Source organism: Kitasatospora sp. NPDC008050 (assembly GCF_042957465.1).
Classification (GTDB): Bacteria; Actinomycetota; Actinomycetes; order Streptomycetales; family Streptomycetaceae; genus Kitasatospora.
This window is the reverse complement of record NZ_JBIBIJ010000002.1, coordinates 727,650-744,882: the sequence shown is the minus strand read 5'-3', so window position 1 is coordinate 744,882 and position 17,233 is coordinate 727,650. Positions and strand designations below refer to the sequence as shown.

Annotated in this window: 18 protein-coding genes; 2 read left to right on the top strand and 16 right to left on the bottom strand. The window is 70.5% G+C overall.

Annotation, left to right across the window (positions count from 1 at the left end):
* Positions 1–7 precede the first annotated feature (7 nt).
* From ACFZB9_RS06770 to ACFZB9_RS06705, 14 genes are all read right to left on the bottom strand, one after another.
* Positions 8–667, bottom strand: a complete 660-nt coding sequence (locus tag ACFZB9_RS06770) for a response regulator (protein ID WP_391444223.1) — start codon at positions 665–667, stop codon at positions 8–10.
* Complete coding sequence (locus ACFZB9_RS06765; RefSeq protein ID WP_391444221.1) at positions 664–1,875, bottom strand: sensor histidine kinase; 1,212 nt, start codon at positions 1,873–1,875, stop codon at positions 664–666. Before ACFZB9_RS06765 ends, ACFZB9_RS06770 begins: the two co-directional genes overlap by 4 nt.
* A gap of 71 nt (positions 1,876–1,946) precedes the next feature.
* Complete coding sequence (locus tag ACFZB9_RS06760) at positions 1,947–2,519, bottom strand: cob(I)yrinic acid a,c-diamide adenosyltransferase (RefSeq protein WP_391444219.1); 573 nt, start codon at positions 2,517–2,519, stop codon at positions 1,947–1,949.
* Positions 2,520–2,532: 13 nt separating this feature from the next.
* Complete coding sequence (locus tag ACFZB9_RS06755) at positions 2,533–3,171, bottom strand: Uma2 family endonuclease (RefSeq protein WP_391444326.1); 639 nt, start codon at positions 3,169–3,171, stop codon at positions 2,533–2,535.
* Between the two features lie 171 nt (positions 3,172–3,342).
* Positions 3,343–3,843: a DUF2550 domain-containing protein gene (locus tag ACFZB9_RS06750; RefSeq protein WP_391444217.1), complete on the bottom strand. Its 501-nt coding sequence runs from the start codon at positions 3,841–3,843 to the stop codon at positions 3,343–3,345.
* A gap of 165 nt (positions 3,844–4,008) precedes the next feature.
* Positions 4,009–4,389 carry a F0F1 ATP synthase subunit epsilon gene (locus ACFZB9_RS06745; RefSeq protein ID WP_391444215.1) on the bottom strand — a complete coding sequence of 127 codons (381 nt, stop codon included), beginning with the start codon at positions 4,387–4,389 and terminating at the stop codon, positions 4,009–4,011.
* Positions 4,390–4,570: 181 nt separating this feature from the next.
* On the bottom strand, positions 4,571–6,025 hold the full coding sequence (atpD, locus tag ACFZB9_RS06740; protein ID WP_391444213.1) for a F0F1 ATP synthase subunit beta: 1,455 nt from the start codon (positions 6,023–6,025) through the stop codon (positions 4,571–4,573).
* Between the two features lie 2 nt (positions 6,026–6,027).
* Positions 6,028–6,942, bottom strand: a complete 915-nt coding sequence (locus tag ACFZB9_RS06735) for a F0F1 ATP synthase subunit gamma (protein ID WP_391444211.1) — start codon at positions 6,940–6,942, stop codon at positions 6,028–6,030.
* 32 nt (positions 6,943–6,974) lie between these two features.
* Positions 6,975–8,549 carry a F0F1 ATP synthase subunit alpha gene (gene atpA, locus ACFZB9_RS06730; protein WP_391444209.1) on the bottom strand — a complete coding sequence of 525 codons (1,575 nt, stop codon included), beginning with the start codon at positions 8,547–8,549 and terminating at the stop codon, positions 6,975–6,977.
* Positions 8,550–8,713: 164 nt separating this feature from the next.
* Positions 8,714–9,529 carry a F0F1 ATP synthase subunit delta gene (locus tag ACFZB9_RS06725; RefSeq protein ID WP_391444207.1) on the bottom strand — a complete coding sequence of 272 codons (816 nt, stop codon included), beginning with the start codon at positions 9,527–9,529 and terminating at the stop codon, positions 8,714–8,716.
* On the bottom strand, positions 9,526–10,083 hold the full coding sequence (locus ACFZB9_RS06720; protein WP_391444205.1) for a F0F1 ATP synthase subunit B: 558 nt from the start codon (positions 10,081–10,083) through the stop codon (positions 9,526–9,528). Before ACFZB9_RS06720 ends, ACFZB9_RS06725 begins: the two co-directional genes overlap by 4 nt.
* A 36-nt stretch (positions 10,084–10,119) precedes the next feature.
* A complete protein-coding gene (gene atpE, locus ACFZB9_RS06715) occupies positions 10,120–10,356 on the bottom strand; it encodes an ATP synthase F0 subunit C (RefSeq protein WP_391444203.1) in 237 nt (78 codons plus the stop codon).
* Between the two features lie 87 nt (positions 10,357–10,443).
* Positions 10,444–11,256, bottom strand: coding sequence for a F0F1 ATP synthase subunit A (atpB, locus tag ACFZB9_RS06710; RefSeq protein WP_391444201.1), 813 nt, complete (start codon positions 11,254–11,256; stop codon positions 10,444–10,446).
* A 305-nt stretch (positions 11,257–11,561) separates the two neighbouring features.
* Complete coding sequence (locus tag ACFZB9_RS06705; RefSeq protein WP_391444199.1) at positions 11,562–11,996, bottom strand: hypothetical protein; 435 nt, start codon at positions 11,994–11,996, stop codon at positions 11,562–11,564.
* 657 nt (positions 11,997–12,653) lie between these two features.
* Here ACFZB9_RS06705 and ACFZB9_RS06700 point away from each other — a divergent pair.
* On the top strand, positions 12,654–13,589 hold the full coding sequence (locus ACFZB9_RS06700) for a metallophosphoesterase family protein (protein ID WP_391444197.1): 936 nt from the start codon (positions 12,654–12,656) through the stop codon (positions 13,587–13,589).
* Positions 13,586–14,248, top strand: a complete 663-nt coding sequence (locus ACFZB9_RS06695; protein WP_391444196.1) for a 4'-phosphopantetheinyl transferase — start codon at positions 13,586–13,588, stop codon at positions 14,246–14,248. Before ACFZB9_RS06700 ends, ACFZB9_RS06695 begins: the two co-directional genes overlap by 4 nt.
* A 94-nt stretch (positions 14,249–14,342) precedes the next feature.
* Here ACFZB9_RS06695 and ACFZB9_RS06690 read toward each other — a convergent pair whose 3' ends face one another.
* A complete protein-coding gene (locus ACFZB9_RS06690) occupies positions 14,343–15,758 on the bottom strand; it encodes an MraY family glycosyltransferase (RefSeq protein WP_391444194.1) in 1,416 nt (471 codons plus the stop codon).
* A gap of 132 nt (positions 15,759–15,890) precedes the next feature.
* Positions 15,891–17,210 carry a serine hydroxymethyltransferase gene (glyA, locus tag ACFZB9_RS06685; RefSeq protein ID WP_391444193.1) on the bottom strand — a complete coding sequence of 440 codons (1,320 nt, stop codon included), beginning with the start codon at positions 17,208–17,210 and terminating at the stop codon, positions 15,891–15,893.
* Between the last annotated feature and the right edge of the window lie 23 nt (positions 17,211–17,233).

Below are 17,233 nucleotides of genomic sequence, written 5' to 3'. Positions count from 1 at the left end.
GACCGCCTCAGCGGCGCGGCGGCGCCGGGGGCAGCGCCAGGCCCAGGTCCTGGGCCAGGATCGCGGCCTGGACCCGGCTGCGCAGCTCCAACTTGGCCAGGATCCGGCTCACATGGGTCTTGGTGGTGGCCTCCGCCATCACCAGCCGGCGAGCGATCTGGCCGTTGCTCAGGCCCGCGCCGATCGCGGCCAGCACCTCGCGCTCGCGCTGGGTGAGGCTGGCGACCCCTGCCGGGTCGCCGCCCTCGGGCCGGGCGAAGGTGCTGATCAGACGTCGGGTGACGGTGGGCGCCAGCGCGCCCTCGCCGCGGGCCACCGTGCGGATGCCCGCCACCAGCGTGTCCGCCTCCAGGTCCTTGAGCAGGAAGCCGGCCGCACCGGCCCGCAGCGCGCCGTGCACGTACTCGTCCAGGTCGAAGGTGGTCAGCACCAGCACCTGGGCGGCGCCGGCCTCGGTGATCCGCCGGGTCGCCGCGACACCGTCGAGCCTGGGCATCTGGACGTCCATCAGCACCACGTCGGGACGCAGTTCCAGGGCCAGCGCCACCGCCTGTTCGCCGTCGGCCGCCTCCCCCACCACATCGAGGTCCGGCTCGCTGCGCAGGATCATCACCAGCGCCGCACGCACCGCCGCCTGATCCTCCGCCACCAGCACCCGGATCGTCACAGCCGCCCACCACCGCTCTCCGCCGCCGGCGCCACCGGCAGCACCGCCCGTACCTGCCACACCCCGCCCCGCGGGCCCGCCTCGAAGCTGCCGCCGAGCAGCTGCGCCCGCTCCCCCATGCCGACCAGCCCGGCCCGCGCACCGGGCAGTGGCCCGGCCGGCGACCGCCCGTCGGTCGGACGATACGGACTGTCCACCGCGATCTCCACCCGCTCCGGGCAGAGCCGCAGGCACAGCCGCACGGTGCCGCGCCCGGCGTGCTTGAGCGCGTTGGTCAGCGACTCCTGGACGATCCGGTAGGCGGCCAGCTCGACCGGCGCGGGCAGTTGGCCCGGCTCGCCGTGCTGCTCCGTCTCGAAGGCCAGCCCGGCCTCCCGGCCCGCCGCCCGCACCTGGGCGAGCAGGCTGTCCAAGGCGCCCAGCCGGGGCGCCTGGTAGTTCTCCGGCTCCTGGTCACCGGCCCGCAGCAGGCCGATCATGCGGCGCATCTCGGCCAGGCCCTGCACGCTGTTCTCCCGGATCACCGCGAGCACCGCCACCAGCGGGTCCTCGTCGGTGCGCTGCTGACGGCGGGCCAGCGACTGGGCGCCGGTGGCGTGTATGGCGATCGCCGAGAGGTGGTTGGCCACCACGTCGTGCAGCTCGCGGGCCATCCGGGCGCGCTCGGCGACCACCGCGCCGCGCCGGTCCAGCTCGGCCAGCAGCGCGGTCTGCTCGGCCCGCAGCCGCTCGGTCTCGGCGCGGTCGCGGTGCTTGCGCACCAGGTCGGCCGTCCAGACCGGGGCCAGGAAGACCAGCGCGCCGAAGATCGCCACCAGCAGCGCGGCGGCGACCGTGTTGGAGAGCGCGGTCAGGCAGGTGAGCACCAGGGTGGCGGCGGCACCGGACAGCTGCATCACCTGCGGCATCCGGCGCGGGCCGTAGAGGGTGCCGGCGTAGAGCAGGTCGGTGTACATGAGGACGGTGGCCGACAGGGCACCGCTGAAGAGGGCACCGATGAGCAGCGTCCCGCCCAGGGTGACCGCCAGGACCGGCCGGGTGCGCCGGAACGGCTCCAGGGCCGCGATCGGCACCAGCGTCAACGCCGGCAGCCAGCGCGGGAAACCGGGGTTGTACACCCGGAAGGCGATCAGCAGCAGGCCGCCGAGCAGCCCGGCGACGGCGATCGCCAGGTCCTGCCGGCGCGGGGTGAGGCGATGCGGGAACACCCTGCCATCTCACCATTCGCCGCGCGTCCTGGCTGTACATCGAAGGTCGCAGGGCCACCCCGGGCCGGCCGCTAGCGGTTCTCCCCCGGCACCCAGAGCACGTCCCCGCGCTCCTTGTTGGCGGTCCTGGCCAGGATGAAGAGCAGGTCGGAGAGCCGGTTGAGGTACTTCGCGGTGAGCGGGTTGATGCTCTCCCCGTGGACCTCGATCGCCGCCCAGGTGGCCCGCTCGGCCCGGCGCACCACGGTGCAGGCCAGGTGCAGGTAGGCGGCGCCGGGGGTACCGCCGGGCAGGATGAAGCTGCGCAGCTTCTCCAGGTCGGCCAGGTACCGGTCGCAGTCGGACTCCAGGCGGTCGATGTAGCCCTGCTCGACCCGCAGCGGCGAGTATTTCGGATTCTCGACCACCGGGGTGGCGAGGTCGGCGCCGACGTCGAAGAGGTCGTTCTGAACGCGCGTCAGGACCTCGGTCAGCTCCGCCGGGAGTGCCCCGGCCGCGATCGCCACGCCGAGTGCGGCGTTGGCCTCGTTGGTGTCCGCGTAGGCGATCAGACGAGGATCGGTCTTGGTCGTGCGGCTCATGTCACCGAGCGCGGTGCTGCCGTCGTCGCCGGTGCGGGTGTAGATGCGGGTGAGATTGACCATGCGGGCAGCCTAGTCAGGACTCGCGGGGTTCACCGGTGATCGTGGTGTCGATCACGAAGCCCTTGGCGGGGCCGTCGGGGATGGTGACGCCGGTGCCGTAGGGCATCCGGATCGATGCCTCGTAGACGCCCTTCGCCGGATCGGGCTGGGTGTGCACGGTGACGTGGCCCGGTCCGTCCCGCTCGTCGATGACCACGTACACCGGGAGGCCGGCCTGGGCGTAGGCGCGGTGCTTGCGCACCAGGTCGCGCTGGCGTGCCTCGCGCCCGGGGGAGACCACCTCGGCGACGAGGGGAACCCGGGTCGCGTCGGCTCCCCAGCCGTGCGGGTCCGGAATGCTGTCCAAGTCCCGTGGAGCAACGCACAGGTCGGGGATGTAGACCTTGGACCCGTGCAGCAGGTTGATGTCCTGATAGGCCGCGTGGTCGCTGCCCGCCAGGAAGGGGACGAATGCATCGCGCAGCCGATTGGCGACAATGCCGTGGCTACGGCGCCCGGTGGGTGACACCTCGATGGACCCTTCGATGATCTCGGCGTGATAGCCCTCGGGGAGATCGAGTGCGAGCCATGCCTGCCAGAGAACCTCGTCCAGGCTGGGGGGTTCCTCATCCATATCGAGGTCGAGATCGGGCTCAGCGGCCATAGCGGTCATCGAGAACACACCTCCTCCGTACAGTGTGGGCGGACGCGACCAGCATCCACAACTGACCCGCACCGTCGCGGCCGAATCCGTTCCCACCACTCGAAAGAGCGATCGCCGTCAGGCGACGTTGACCCTCCCCCACCCTCCGGGCGGGGGGACCCCCAGCCCGAGAGTCCGTCGCTACGCGACGTTGACTCTCTGCCCGGGCGGGGCCGCCTCCAGCCAGGCGAGGAAGCCGGTGAGGGCGTCGTCGCTCATCGCCAGCTCCAGCGGGGCGCCGTTGTGCAGGCAGCGCAGGACGACGGAGCCGGAGAGCAGGGCGAGCTCCTCCTGGCCCTCGGGGTAGCGGCGGCCGAGGACCTCGATCTCGCGGCGGGGCAGCACCCTGCGCGGGCGGGGGGCGTAGGAGAAGACCCGGAACCACTCGATGTGGTCACCGCTGTAGCGCCCGATACCGAAAACCCACCCCTTGCCGTCGGTCGCGGGGACCGGGGCTGAGGTGGGCTGTCCGTTCTCGTCGAGATCGGGAAGGACCGAGGCGTCGGCCGGCATTTTGAGTCGGTAACTGCAGTCGAACGTTCCGCCGAGCCGCTGGATGAGGCGGCGGCGTACCGCGAACGCCACCAGGCCGACCACCCCCAGGGCCACGACCGTCGCGCACACCACAAGGGCGAGGACCATGCTCACCGACCTCCTCGCTGACTCGCCGACGCGCGGCCGTGTCCTACCGGCTCTGCGACTCCCCGTGACCGGCAGTCCTATCGAACGACCGGGTTGTCCCTACCAACCGATACGACAGTCCCGGGGTCACGCTCGCGCGTCCCCGGGACCGTCGGTCACTGACGTTCAGGCTGCCTCACGGCGACCTGCCGCGACGAGGCGGACCTCGGCGCGACGCTCCGCGTGGGCGTCGCTGTCGCTCTGGGCGAGCTCCAGCGCGCGCTCCGCGCGGTCCACATCGATCTCGTCCGCCAGCTCGGCGATCTCCGCCAGCAGCGAGAGCTTGTTGTTGTTGAACGAGATGAAACCGCCGTGCACAGCGGCGATGACGGTGCCGCCATCCGCGGTGCGGATGGTGACCGGGCCGGACTCCAGCACGCTCAGCACCGGGGTGTGACCCGCCATGATGCCGGTGTCGCCGGAGGCCGTGCGCGCGACAACCAGGGTGGCCGCACCGGACCAGACCTTGCGGTCGGCTGCGACCAGCTCGACGTGCAGCTCAGCCAACGTGGGCTCCTAGGCTCTTGCAACGCCCGATTACTCGGGAGTTTCGGTAAGAATAACGGGCTCGCGCCCCTGGCATGAAACGTGGAGCGCGGAGATGACCGGAATCACAGCCGACGTGCCGTGAGGGGCGGTCCCCAGGATGCGGGAACCACCCCTCACGGTCACGTTGCCCTGCGGCCGGTTACTTCTTGGCCAGCTCGGCGGCGTTCTTCTCGAGGTCCTCGATGCCACCGCACATGAAGAAGGCCTGCTCGGGGATCGAGTCGTACTTGCCGTCCGCGATCGCGTTGAAGGCCTCGATGGTCTCCGACAGCGGCACGGTCGAGCCCTCGACACCGGTGAACTGCTTCGCCACGTAGGTGTTCTGCGACAGGAAGCGCTCGATGCGGCGGGCCCGGTGGACGGTGACCTTGTCGTCCTCGGACAGCTCGTCGATACCGAGGATCGCGATGATGTCCTGCAGGTCCTTGTACTTCTGCAGGATGCCCTTGACCCGCAGCGCCGCGTCGTAGTGGTCCTGCGCGATGTAGCGCGGGTCCAGGATGCGGGACGTGGAGTCCAGCGGGTCGACGGCGGGGTAGATGCCCTTCTCCGAGATCGGACGCGACAGAACGGTGGTCGCGTCCAGGTGGGCGAAGGTGGTGGCCGGGGCCGGGTCGGTCAGGTCGTCCGCGGGGACGTAGATCGCCTGCATCGAGGTGATCGAGTGACCGCGGGTCGAGGTGATGCGCTCCTGCAGGAGGCCCATCTCGTCGGCCAGGTTCGGCTGGTAACCCACCGCGGAGGGCATCCGGCCGAGCAGGGTCGACACCTCGGAACCGGCCTGGGTGAACCGGAAGATGTTGTCGATGAAGAGCAGCACGTCCTGGCTCTGCACATCGCGGAAGTACTCCGCCATGGTCAGCGCGGACAGGGCGACGCGCAGGCGGGTGCCCGGCGGCTCGTCCATCTGGCCGAAGACCAGGGCGGTCTTGTCCAGAACGTTGGTCTCGATCATCTCCTCGATCAGGTCGCCACCCTCACGGGTGCGCTCCCCGACGCCGGCGAAGACCGAGACACCACCGAAGTTGGCGGCGACGCGGTAGATCATCTCCTGGATGAGGACGGTCTTGCCGACACCGGCGCCACCGAACAGGCCGATCTTGCCACCGCGGACGTACGGGGTGAGCAGGTCGATGACCTTGATGCCGGTCTCGAACATCTCGGTCTTCGACTCGAGGTCCGCGAAGTTCGGCGCCTTGCGGTGGATCGGCCAGCGCTCGGTCACCTGGGCGTTGAACTCGGCCTGGTCGACGTTGAGCACATCGCCGAGGGCGTTGAAGACCTTGCCCTTGGTGATGTCGCCGACCGGGACGGAGATCGCGGCACCGGTGTCGCTGACAGCGGAACCGCGGACCAGGCCGTCGGTCGGCTGCATCGAGATGGCCTTGATCTGGCCGTCGCCCAGGTGCTGGGCGACCTCAAGGGTCAGCGTCTTCTTGCCCGTGCCGTCGGGGCTGTCGACCTCGACGTGCAGGGCGTTGAACATCTCCGGAATGGCGTCGACGGGGAACTCCACGTCGACGACCGGGCCGATGACCCGGGCGACGCGGCCCGTGGCCAGTCCGGCGCCCGTCGGCTCAACAGTGGTGGTCATACTCATTCGCTCCCCGCGCTAGCGTCGGCCAGCGCGTTGGCGCCACCGACGATCTCGCTGATTTCCTGGGTGATCTCGGCCTGACGGGCCGAGTTGGCAAGCCGCGTCAGCGACTTGATGAGGTCGCCGGCGTTGTCGGTCGCGCTCTTCATCGCACGCCGACGGGCGGCGTGCTCGGAAGCGGCCGACTGCAGCAGCGCGTTGTAGATCCGGCTCTCGACGTACCGCGGCAGCAGTGCGTCCAGCACGCCTTCGGCCGAGGGCTCGAAGTCGTACAGCGGGAAGATCTCCGCGGCGGCCGGCTTGTCGTCGCTGAGCTGGACCTCGTCCAGCTTCAGCGGCAGCAGCCGGGCATCGATGGCGGTCTGGGTCAGCATCGAGACGAACTTGGTGGAGACCAAGTGCAGCTCGTCGACCCCGCCCGTCTCGGCGGTGAACGCCGCGATCAGGTCGGCGGCCACCGTCTTCGCGTCACCGTAGGTCGGCTTGTCCGAGAAGCCCGTCCACGACGCCGCGACCGGCTGGTTGCGGAAGCCGTAGTACTGGACACCCTTGCGGCCGCAGATGTAGGTGACCACCTCCTTGCCCTCCGCCCGGAGCCGGGCGGTGAGCAGGGTCGCCTGCTTGATGGCGTTGGTGGAGTACCCGCCGGCCAGACCACGGTCGGCCGTCATCAGCAGCACCGCGGCGCGGCTGGCGTTCGGGTTCTCGTGGGTGAGCGGGTGCTTGGCGTTGGACCGGGTGGCCACCGCCGTCACCGCCCGGGTCAGCTCATCGGCGTACGGGGTGGAGGCGGCCACCGCGCGCTGCGCCTTGACGATGCGCGACGCGGAGATCATCTCCATCGCCTTGGTGATCTTCTTCGTCGCGGTGACAGAGCGGATCCGGCGCTTGTAGACCCGAAGCTGTGCTCCCATGGGTCGTTACGTCCTTTCCCTCGCTACCGGACTCAGGCCTGCTCGCCGAGCAGCTTGCCGTCGGCGGTGGTGAAGCCCAGCTTGAAGGTCTTGATCGCCTCGGTCAGCGCGTCGACGGTGCCGTCCTCGAGCTGGCCGGTCTCGGCGATGCCGCCGAGCAGCGTCTTGTGCTCGATCCGCAGGAAGTCGAGGAACTCGCGCTCGAAGCGGCGGATGTCGGCAACCGGGACGTCGTCCAGCTTGCCGGTGGTGCCGGCCCAGATGGAGGCGACCTGCTCCTCGACCGGGAACGGCTGGTACTGACCCTGCTTGAGCAGCTCGACCATGCGAGCACCGCGCTCCAGCTGGGCCTTGGAGGCCGCGTCCAGGTCGGAACCGAAGGCGGCGAACGCCTCCAGCTCGCGGTACTGGGCCAGGTCCAGACGCAGACGCCCGGCGACCTTGCGCATGGCCTTGATCTGGGCGGAGCCACCGACGCGGGAGACCGAGATACCGACGTTCACGGCCGGGCGGATGCCGGCGTTGAACAGGTCGGACTCCAGGAAGCACTGGCCGTCGGTGATCGAGATGACGTTGGTCGGGATGTACGCCGAGACGTCGTTGGCCTTGGTCTCGATGATCGGCAGACCGGTCATCGAGCCGCCGCCGATGTCGTCGTTCAGCTTGGCGCAGCGCTCCAGCAGGCGGGAGTGCAGGTAGAAGACGTCACCCGGGTAGGCCTCGCGGCCCGGCGGGCGGCGCAGCAGCAGGGAGACGGAGCGGTAGGCCTCGGCCTGCTTCGACAGGTCGTCGAAGATGATCAGGACGTGCTTGCCGTCGTACATCCACTCCTGGCCGATGGCCGAGCCGGTGTACGGGGCGAGGTACTTGAAGCCGGCCGGGTCGGAGGCGGGAGCGGCCACGATGGTGGTGTACTCCAGCGCGCCGGCCTCCTCCAGGGAGCCGCGGACGGCGGCGATGGTGGAGCCCTTCTGGCCGATGGCGACGTAGATGCAGCGGACCTGCTTCTTCGGGTCGCCCGAGCGCCAGTTGTCCTTCTGGTTGATGATCGTGTCGATCGCCACCGCGGTCTTGCCGGTCTGGCGGTCGCCGATGATCAGCTGACGCTGGCCACGGCCGATCGGGGTCATCGCGTCGATGGCCTTGATGCCGGTCTGCAGCGGCTCCTTGACCGACTTGCGCATCATGACGCCGGGGGCCTGCAGCTCCAGGGCGCGGCGGCCGGTGGCGGTGATCTCGCCCAGACCGTCGATGGGGTTGCCCAGCGGGTCCACGACGCGGCCGAGGTAGCCGTCGCCGACCGACACCGACAGGACCTCGCCGGTGCGGTGCACCGTCTGCCCCTCCTCGATGCCGCCGAACTCACCGAGGATGACGACACCGATCTCGCGGGTGTCGAGGTTCAGCGCGAGTCCGAGGGTGCCGTCCTCGAACCTCAGCAGCTCGTTGGCCATGACCGAGGGCAGACCCTCGACATGGGCAATACCGTCCGCCGCGTCAGTGACCGTGCCGACCTCTTCACGCGAGGCGGCGTCCGGCTGGTACGACTGGACGAAATCGGCCAGCGCGTCCCGGATCTCCTCCGGCCGGATCGTAAGCTCCGCCATCAGGCTTCCCTGCTCTCCTAGGTTGCGATCCTCGGCCCGCCCAAGGAGGGCCGCAAGTATTCGATCCTCGGCCGGTGCTGTTGAACCGGCCGTTCGTATGTGCCGGCTGCCCCGTGGGTGGGACCGGCGCCCGACCGAGGGTCGGATGTTGCTGTGCGGGTGGCTCAGCCTTCGAGGGCCTGGCGAGCGCCTGCGAGGCGGCTCGACACGGTGCCGTCGATGATCTCGTCACCGATCTGCACCCGGACACCGCCGACGACCTCGGGGTCGACGTCGATGTTCAGGAGCACCGCACGCCCGTACAGCTTGGCCAGCGCGCCCGACAGGCGCTCCTTCTGGCCGTCGCTGAGCGGAGAAGCGGTGGTGACCAGGGCCACCACGCGGTCGCGGCGGTCGGCGGCGAGCTTGGCGAAGGACGTGAGGCCCTGTTCCAGGCTACGGCCACGCGGGTTGGTGACCAGCGAGGTGACCAGGCGGACGGTGCCCGGCTGGGCGCGGCCCCCGAGCAGCTTGTGAACCAGCTCCGCCTTGGCGGCGGGGCCGGCCTTCGGCTCGGTCAGCGCGGCACGCAGCTCGTGCGAGCCGGCCACGACGCGGCCGAACCGGAAGAGCTCGTCCTCCAGGTCGTCCAGCTTGCCCGCCCGCTGCGCGGCGATGATCTCGCCGTAGGCGGCGAGCTCCTCGACCGAGTCGACCAGGTCACGCCCACCGGACCAGCGGGAACGGACCAGACCGGAGACCAGGTCCACGGTCGGGCCGGAGACCTGGCGGCCCAGCAGCGAGCCGACCAGGTCGGCCTTGTCCTGACCGGACCGCGCGGGGTCGGTCAGCACGCGGCGCAGCGAGACCTCACGGTCCAGCAGCGCGGTGACGGCGCTGAGTTCCTCCGCCAGCTTGGCCGCGTCCACCGAGGTGTTGTCGGTCAGGCTGTTGAGGTTCTCCCGGCCGGCGGCCAGGGCCTCACGGCTGGCGCCGATCACTTGGCGACCGCCGTGGTCGCGGTGGCCTTGGCCTCCAGCTCGTCCAGGAAGCGGTCGATCACGCCGGTCTGCCGGGCCTGGTCCTCAAGGGACTCGCCGACAATCCGGGACGCCAGCTGGGAGGCGAGCGAACCGACGTCCTGACGCAGGGCGGCGGTGGCCGACTTCTTGTCGGACTCGATCTGGGCGTGACCGGCGGCGATGATGGCCTCACGCTGACGCTGGCCCTCTTCGCGCATCTCGCTGATCAGGGCAGCGCCCTGCTCACGGGCGTGCTCGGTGATCCGAGCGGCCTCGTGACGCGCCTCGGCGAGCTCGGCGCGGTACTGCTCGAGCACGGCCTGAGCCTCGGCCTGTGCGGCCTCAGCCCGCTCCAGGCCGCCCTCGATCTGGTCCCGACGCTCCGCGAGCACCTTCTCGATGCTGGGGAGGAGCTTCTTGCCGAGCAGACCGAAGACCACGAAGAAGCAGATCAGGCCGATGATGAGCTCAGGCGCCTTGGGCACCAGAGGATTGAAGTCCTCCGAAGCCAGCTGCATCGCGATGAGCGACATATCTGGACCTTCCGTCCGGTGGGGCTACAGGAGGGTTTACTTGAAGCCGAAGACGAACGGCATGACGATGCCGATGAGCGCGAGCGCCTCGGTCACGGCCAGGCCGATGAACATGTTGGTGCGGATCAGGCCGGCCGCCTCGGGCTGACGGGCCATGGCCTGCACGGCGTTGCCGAAGATGAGGCCGAGGCCGATGCCGGGGCCGATCGCCGCGAGGCCGTAACCGACGGAGGCGATGGAGCCGTTGACCGCAGCGATGTTCTCGATCGACATCTCAGAGTGTCCTTTGCAGGGTGGTGAACCGGTGGTGATTGGCCACCGGGCGAGCGAGGGGGGAGAAAGGCAGAGGGCTACAGCGGATCAGTGCGACTCTTCGAGCGCGCCACCGATGTAGGTGCAGGCGAGCAGCGTGATGATGTACGCCTGCAGGAACTGGATCAGCAGCTCGAAGGCCGTCAGGCCGAGCGTCACCACGAAGGACGCGCCTGCGTAGGCCGCACCGATGCTGGGGCTGAGCGTGTACCAGGTGGCCGCCGCGAACATCACGATCAGCAGGTGACCGGCGAACATGTTGGCGAACAGTCGCACCGCGAGGGTGAACGGCCGCAGGAAGATGTTCGACACGAACTCCAGCGGCACCAGGATGATCATGACCGGCCACGGGACGTCGGACGGCCAGCAGAGGTGCTTCAGGCCGCCGATGAACCCGTGCTTCCTGAAGGTCAGCGACATGTAGGTGACCCAGATCATCAGCGCCAGGCCGGCCGGGAAGCCGATCACCGCAGCCGCCGGGAACTGCGCGAACGGGATGACCGACATCACGTTCAGCAGCCAGACGAAGAAGAAGAGCGAGACCATCATCGGGGTGTACTTCTCACCCCGCTTGCCGATGTTCTCCAGCACGATGCTGCGCTTCACGAAGTCGTAGCCGATCTCGGCCACCAGCTGCAGCTTGCCGGGGACCACCTTGGGCTTGGCGAAGGCCGCCCAGAAGAAGCCGACCACCAGCACCATGACGATCAGCGACAGCAGCATCGGCTTGTTGAAGCCGACACCGCCAACCTTGAAGATCGAGTCGAACTGGAACTCGTTCAGGCCGGGGGCCGGGAAGCCGCAGCCGGAGAACAGGTGGCAGCCTCCAGAGGCAAGCTGCGTGAGCCTGTCAGCACTCACCACGGACTCCTTCGTCGTGACACATAGTTACGGCAACCTCGGTGTGTCGGCGCGGCGTTCAGCCACGATGCGGCACTGGAATGTTTCTTGTTACGCGGGCTGGAGACGCCAGTGAGCTGCTGCGTGGGGACGCAGCCCTGCACGATCCCAGAGATCCTGGAGGCTGTGCGGCGTCAACGGTGATCAGTCCGGCTGATGGAGCGATCCGGACGCTTCCCGCACTCCGTGGCTGCCCCGGACGATAGCAGCCTGTTGGTTTCGCATAAGCGTCAGCCCCCTCCCTCCGGAGAGGGAGTCGGTGACGGTCACGGTTGACGCTCCGCGGAGGCCACAGCGTCGGCGGCGGACTCCGGAACCACGTAGAAGATCTTGGCCTTCATGCCGGTCCGCACGATGAACACGGTCCAGACCGCCGTGCAGCCCAGCACGGTGAAGCCGAAAACCTTGGTGTCGAACAGAGTTGTGCCCTTGAAGAGGGCGAGCACGATGCCCACGGCGAGGACCTGCGTCATGTAGACGACCATCGCGACGGGGAGCATCATCTGCGGGTTGTTCCGGCTCAGGCGATCGATGGCGATCTGCCCGAAACTGAAGAAGGCCATCACCAGGAGCGCTGCGAACAGCGCGCCGTACAGGCCTTTCGCGCCCGCGATCGCGGTCGCAGCCGCGATAGCGGCAACTCCGGCGACCGCAGTGGGAATTGCGGCGCCTCGAACGAGCGGGGCGTCAGCGGACGGCATGTCGGCAACTCCGGCGGCATGTCGGGGAACGTGGACAGGTGGCGGGGATGAGCACGGGAGGTGCGTGTGCTCAGCGACCGAAGGGCTGACCTGGTCAGCCGGGAAGTCCTCCATACGAGGTGCTTCGGCTCATCCCTTGGTCCTCGTGAACGATATCACAAACTATTTGATGAGAGCTTTACTGAGGGAGTGTGGCGCTAGACACACCAACGGGCGAACGCTTCACCCTTGCGGAGTAACGGACAGAGGGCCGGACGGGCGCACCGGTCCGCGGCCCCTTACAGTCCGCCTTCGGCCGTCCGATGGCCGTCCGGCAGCCGTCCGCTGCGGCCGATCGATCACAGAGCGTGGCGAAGCCCCCCGCCCCGGCCCCCGTCCCGCACACCGCCCCACCCGGCACCAGGAGCGTCGCCACCTGCGGGGCGTCGAGCGGTGCGGCGTCGGCGAGTTGGGCGGCGCACCGCGAGGAAACCCGGCCGACACGGGGTACGGATACGATCTGACGTTCCATGAGCTGGCGTGCTGGACGGCAGCCGGCTTGCCGCCCCCGGGCGGCGGCCGCGCATCCCGCTGGGCGAGGGGATCGCGGTGACCCACCAGGCCTGGCGGCAGGCGCAGGCCTGACCGCCCCCGCACCTCCCGGAAGGTACGTACGCAGTGACGAGAACCACTGATGGGCGAGGCGGCTCCCTGCTCGCCATCAGCGACCTGCACATCAGCTACGCGGAGAACCGCTCGCTGGTCGAGTCGCTGAAACCGGACAGCCCGGACGACTGGCTGCTCGTGGCGGGCGACGTCAGCGAGATCGTGGACGACATCGCCTGGGCCCTGGGGCTGCTCGCCGAGCGGTTCGCGAAGGTCATCTGGGCACCGGGCAACCACGAGCTCTGGTCGCACGGCGACGACTCCTCGGGGCTGCGCGGGGTGGCCCGCTACGAGCACCTGGTGGAGGTCTGCCGGGGCCTTGGCGTGGTGACCCCGGAGGACCCCTACCCGGTCTGGCACGGCCAGGGCGGCCCGGTGCGGATCGCGCCGCTGTTCCTGCTGTACGACTACACCTTCCGCCCCGCCGGCACGCTCACCCAGGAGCAGGCCCTGGAGCGCGCGCACGAGGCCGGCGTGGTCTGCTCCGACGAGTTCCTGCTGCACCCCGACCCCTACCCCAGCCGCGAGGCCTGGTGCCGGGACCGGGTGGCCGCCACCGAGCGCCGGCTGGCGGCCTGCGACCCGGCGGTGCCGCTGGTCCTGGTCAACCACTACCCGCTGGTGCGCACGCCGACCGACGTCCTGTACTACCCGGAGTTCGCGCTCTGGTGCGGCACCACGGCCACCGCCGACTGGCACACCCGGTTCAACACCGCGGCCATGGTCTACGGCCATCTGCACATACCCAGGACCACCTGGTACGACGGGGTCCGGTTCGAGGAGGTCTCGGTGGGCTACCCACGCGAGTGGCGGCGGCGGGCGGCCGGCGCCCCCGGGCTGCGGCAGATCCTGCCGGCTCGGCAGGCGGCACCGACCCCGACCACAGGGGCGGCGGGGACGGCCGGGACGGCAGCCGCGCAGGCCCGGGCGACGGGCGGTGCGGCGTGATCGAGCGGATCCTGCCCGACTCGGTGATCGCGATCGCCGACGCCAGTGGCGCACCGGTCACCGAACGGCTCTTCCCGGCCGAGGAGGCGCTGATCGGCACCTCGGTGGCCTCCCGCCAGCACGAGTTCCGCGCCGTGCGGCTGTGCGCCCGCCAGGCGCTGACCAAGCTCGGGGTACCGGTGGCCCCGATCCTGCCGGGCCTGCGGGGCGCGCCGACCTGGCCCGCCGGCGTGGTCGGCAGCATGACGCACTGCAAGGGCTACCGGGCGGCCGCACTGACCCAGGCGACCGAGCTGCTGAGCATCGGCATCGACGCGGAGCCCGCCGAGGCGCTGCCGGAGGGCGTGCTGGAGGCGATCGCCCGCCCCGAGGAGCTGACCCGGTTGCACGCCCTGACCGCGCAGCGCCCCGAGGTGCCCTGGGACCGGCTGCTGTTCAGCGCCAAGGAGAGCGTCTACAAGGCCTGGTTCCCGTTGACGCAGGTGTTCCTCGACTTCTCCGAGGCCTCGCTCTCGTTCGACGTCGAGGGCGGCTTCACGGCCCAACTGATGGTCCCGCCGCCGCTGGTGGAGGACCGCCCGCTGACCGGCTTCACCGGCCGCTGGCTGGTGGCGCAGGGCCTGGCGCTGACCGCGATCGCGGTGCCGCACCGGGCCTGACGGCAGCCGGCCGGAACACGGTGGGCCGCACCCGGGTCCGGGTGCCGCCCACATGTTCCGGCCGGTCCTGGTCGGTCGGTGGTCCGGGCGAGTCCTAGTGCCGCTCGCCGCTGCGGCCGCCGCCGAGCGCGGTGGCACCGCCGCCGCGCAGGATCTCCCGGTCGGCGGCGGACAGCTCGCCCATCGCCGGCTCGGCCGCGGCCTGCTCGCCCCGGGCGGCCGACCGCAGCTCCACGGTGCGCAGCTCGGTGGTCTGCGGGTCGGCGGCCATGGCCTCGGCCGCAGTGGCCTGGGCGGTGCGCACCTCGGCCTGGGCCGGCCGGCGCCGGCCGGCGCTGCCGCGCCGGTAGCGCGGCGGGACGATGGCCTGGACCGCCGCCGGTGCCTTGGGCCGGAACCAGGGCAGCAGCAGCACCACGATCCCGATCAGGCAGAACCCGGCACAGGCCAGCACAACCGTGCGGCCGGTGTTGGTGACCGAGAAGGCCACCGTGCCGAAGGCGATCAGCGCGGCCCAGAAGTACATGATCAGCACGGCACGGCTGTGCGAGTGGCCGATCTCCAGCAGCCGGTGGTGCAGGTGCTGCTTGTCGGCGGCGAACGGCGAGCGTCCGGCCCAGGTGCGCCGGACCACGGCGAGCAGCAGGTCGGCCAGCGGCAGCGCGATCACCGCGAGCGGCAGCAGCAGCGGGATGTAGATCGGCACCAGGATGTGGGTGGTGGCGGTCCGCGATCCACCGGTCTGCGCGGTGATCAGGTCGGGGTCGACCCGGCCGGTCACCGAGATCGCGGCCACCGCGAGCATCAGCCCGAGCATCATCGAGCCGGAGTCGCCCATGAAGATCCGGGCCGGGTGCAGGTTGTGCGGCAGGAAGCCCAGGCACATGCCGATCAGCAGCGCGCTGAACAGCACGGCGGGCGCCGCCTCGCTGATCGAGTAGCCGTACCAGAGGCGGTAGGAGTACAGGAAGAAGGCCATGCCGGCGATGCAGACCATGCCGCCGGCCAGACCGTCCAGGCCGTCGATGAAGTTCACCGCGTTGACCATGACGACCACCAGGGCCACCGAGATGACCATGCCCAGGGTGGGGCTGAGCGCGACCGGGCCGACCCCGGGCACCGGGATCGAGATCACCGTGATGCCCTGGTAGACCATCACGCCCGCGGCGATCATCTGGCCGCCGAGCTTGACCAGCGCGTCCACGCCCCACTTGTCGTCCAGCACGCCGAGCACCCACATGATGCCGACGCCGGACAGCAGTGCCCGGATGTCGGAGGGGTCGTCGGAGAAGACCTTGCCCAGGTTGGTCAGGTGGTAGGCCACCAGGAGCCCGGCGCAGAGCCCGCCGAACATCGCGATGCCGCCCAGGCGCGGGGTGGGCTCGCGGTGCACGTCCCGGGCGCGCACGGCCGGCATCGCGCCGGCGATGATCGCGAACTTCCGGACCGGGCCGACCAGGAGATAGGTCACCGCAGCCGTGCAGAAGAGCACGAGGAGGTACTCACGCACCGACGGGCTCCTTCCACGCACGCGGCCGGGTGCGTACGGAAGGTACTCCCGCACGGCTGAGGGGTTCGAGGTGCGTCGCCACGGTACACACCTTATTGAGTCGGACGACCGGCGCGTGCATCGCGGTTCGTTCTAGCGGTCGGCTTTCACCCCGGCCGCGCCGACGAGTTCGCGGACCCGGGCCGCCGCCGCGGCGGGCGCACCCCCGGTGAGCAGGTCACCGATCAGCGTACCGACCTCGGCGAGCTCGACCGGACCCAGCCCGAGCGCGGCCGCGCCTCCGGTGCCGAGCCGGATCCCGGAGGTCTCGGCGGCGGGTGCCGGGTCGAAGGGCACCGCGCACTTGCCCAGCATCAGCCCCGCCGCCGCGCAGCGGCGCTCGGCCTGCGCGCCGGTGACGCCCAGCGGGCTGACGTCGGCGGTGACCAGGTGGGTGTCCGTGCCGCCGGTCAGCGGCCGGGCGCCGGTGCGCGCCAGCGCGGCCGACAGGGCGCGCGCGCCGTCCACCGCGCGCCGGATGTACGCGCCGAACTCCGGGGTGACCGCCTGGGCGAAGGCCACGGCCTTGGCCGCCACCTCGTTCATCGCCGCCCCGCCCTGGGTGAACGGGAAGACCGCGCGGTCCACCCGGTCGGCCAGCTCCGCGGTGCACAGCAGCAGGCCGCCGCGCGGGCCGCGCAGCAGCTTGTGGGTGGCCGCCACCACCACGTCGGCCAAGGGCACCGGGGAGGGCGCCACGCCCGCCGCCACCAGGCCGGTGATCTGCGCGACCGAGGCGACGAGATAGGCGTCCACCTCGTCGGCGATCTCCCGGAAGGCCGCCCAGTCCAGCTGGCGCGGGTAGGAGATCGAGCCCGCGATGATCGCCTTGGGCCGGTGCAGCTTGGCCAGGTCGCGGACCTGGTCCAGGTCGATCCGGCCGTCCTGCTCGCGCACCCCGTAGCCGATCACGTCGAACCAGCGGCCGGAGAAGTTGGCGCGCGAGCCGCAGGAGAGGTGCCCGCCGTGCTCCAGCGACATCGCGAGCACCGAGTCGCCCGGCCGCAGCAGCGCCGCGAAGGCCGCCAGCATCGCCGAAGTGCCGGATCTGGGCTGGACGTTGGCGTGGTCGGCGGCGAACAGGGCGCGGGCCCGGGAGATCGCGAGGAGTTCGGTGGCATCCGCCACGGCGCAGCCGGTGTGGTGGCGGCGGCCCGGGTAGCCCTCGGCGTACTTGTCCACCAGCGGGCCCGCCAGCGCCGCCAGCACGGCCTCGGTGGCGCGGTTCTCCCCCGCCAGCAGCTGCAGCCCGCCGGCCCGGCGCTCGGCCTCCGCCGACAGCAGGTCGGCCACTTCGGGATCGGCCGCGCGCAGCGCCGCGGACGGTTCCCAGGCGCTGTCCTGCCGAACCGCGGGTGGTCCTTGACCAGCGTGGGGTTGTGGAACAGCGTGCGCGGCATCGGCGAGGGTCATGGCGGCGCTCCGGGGCCGTTCGG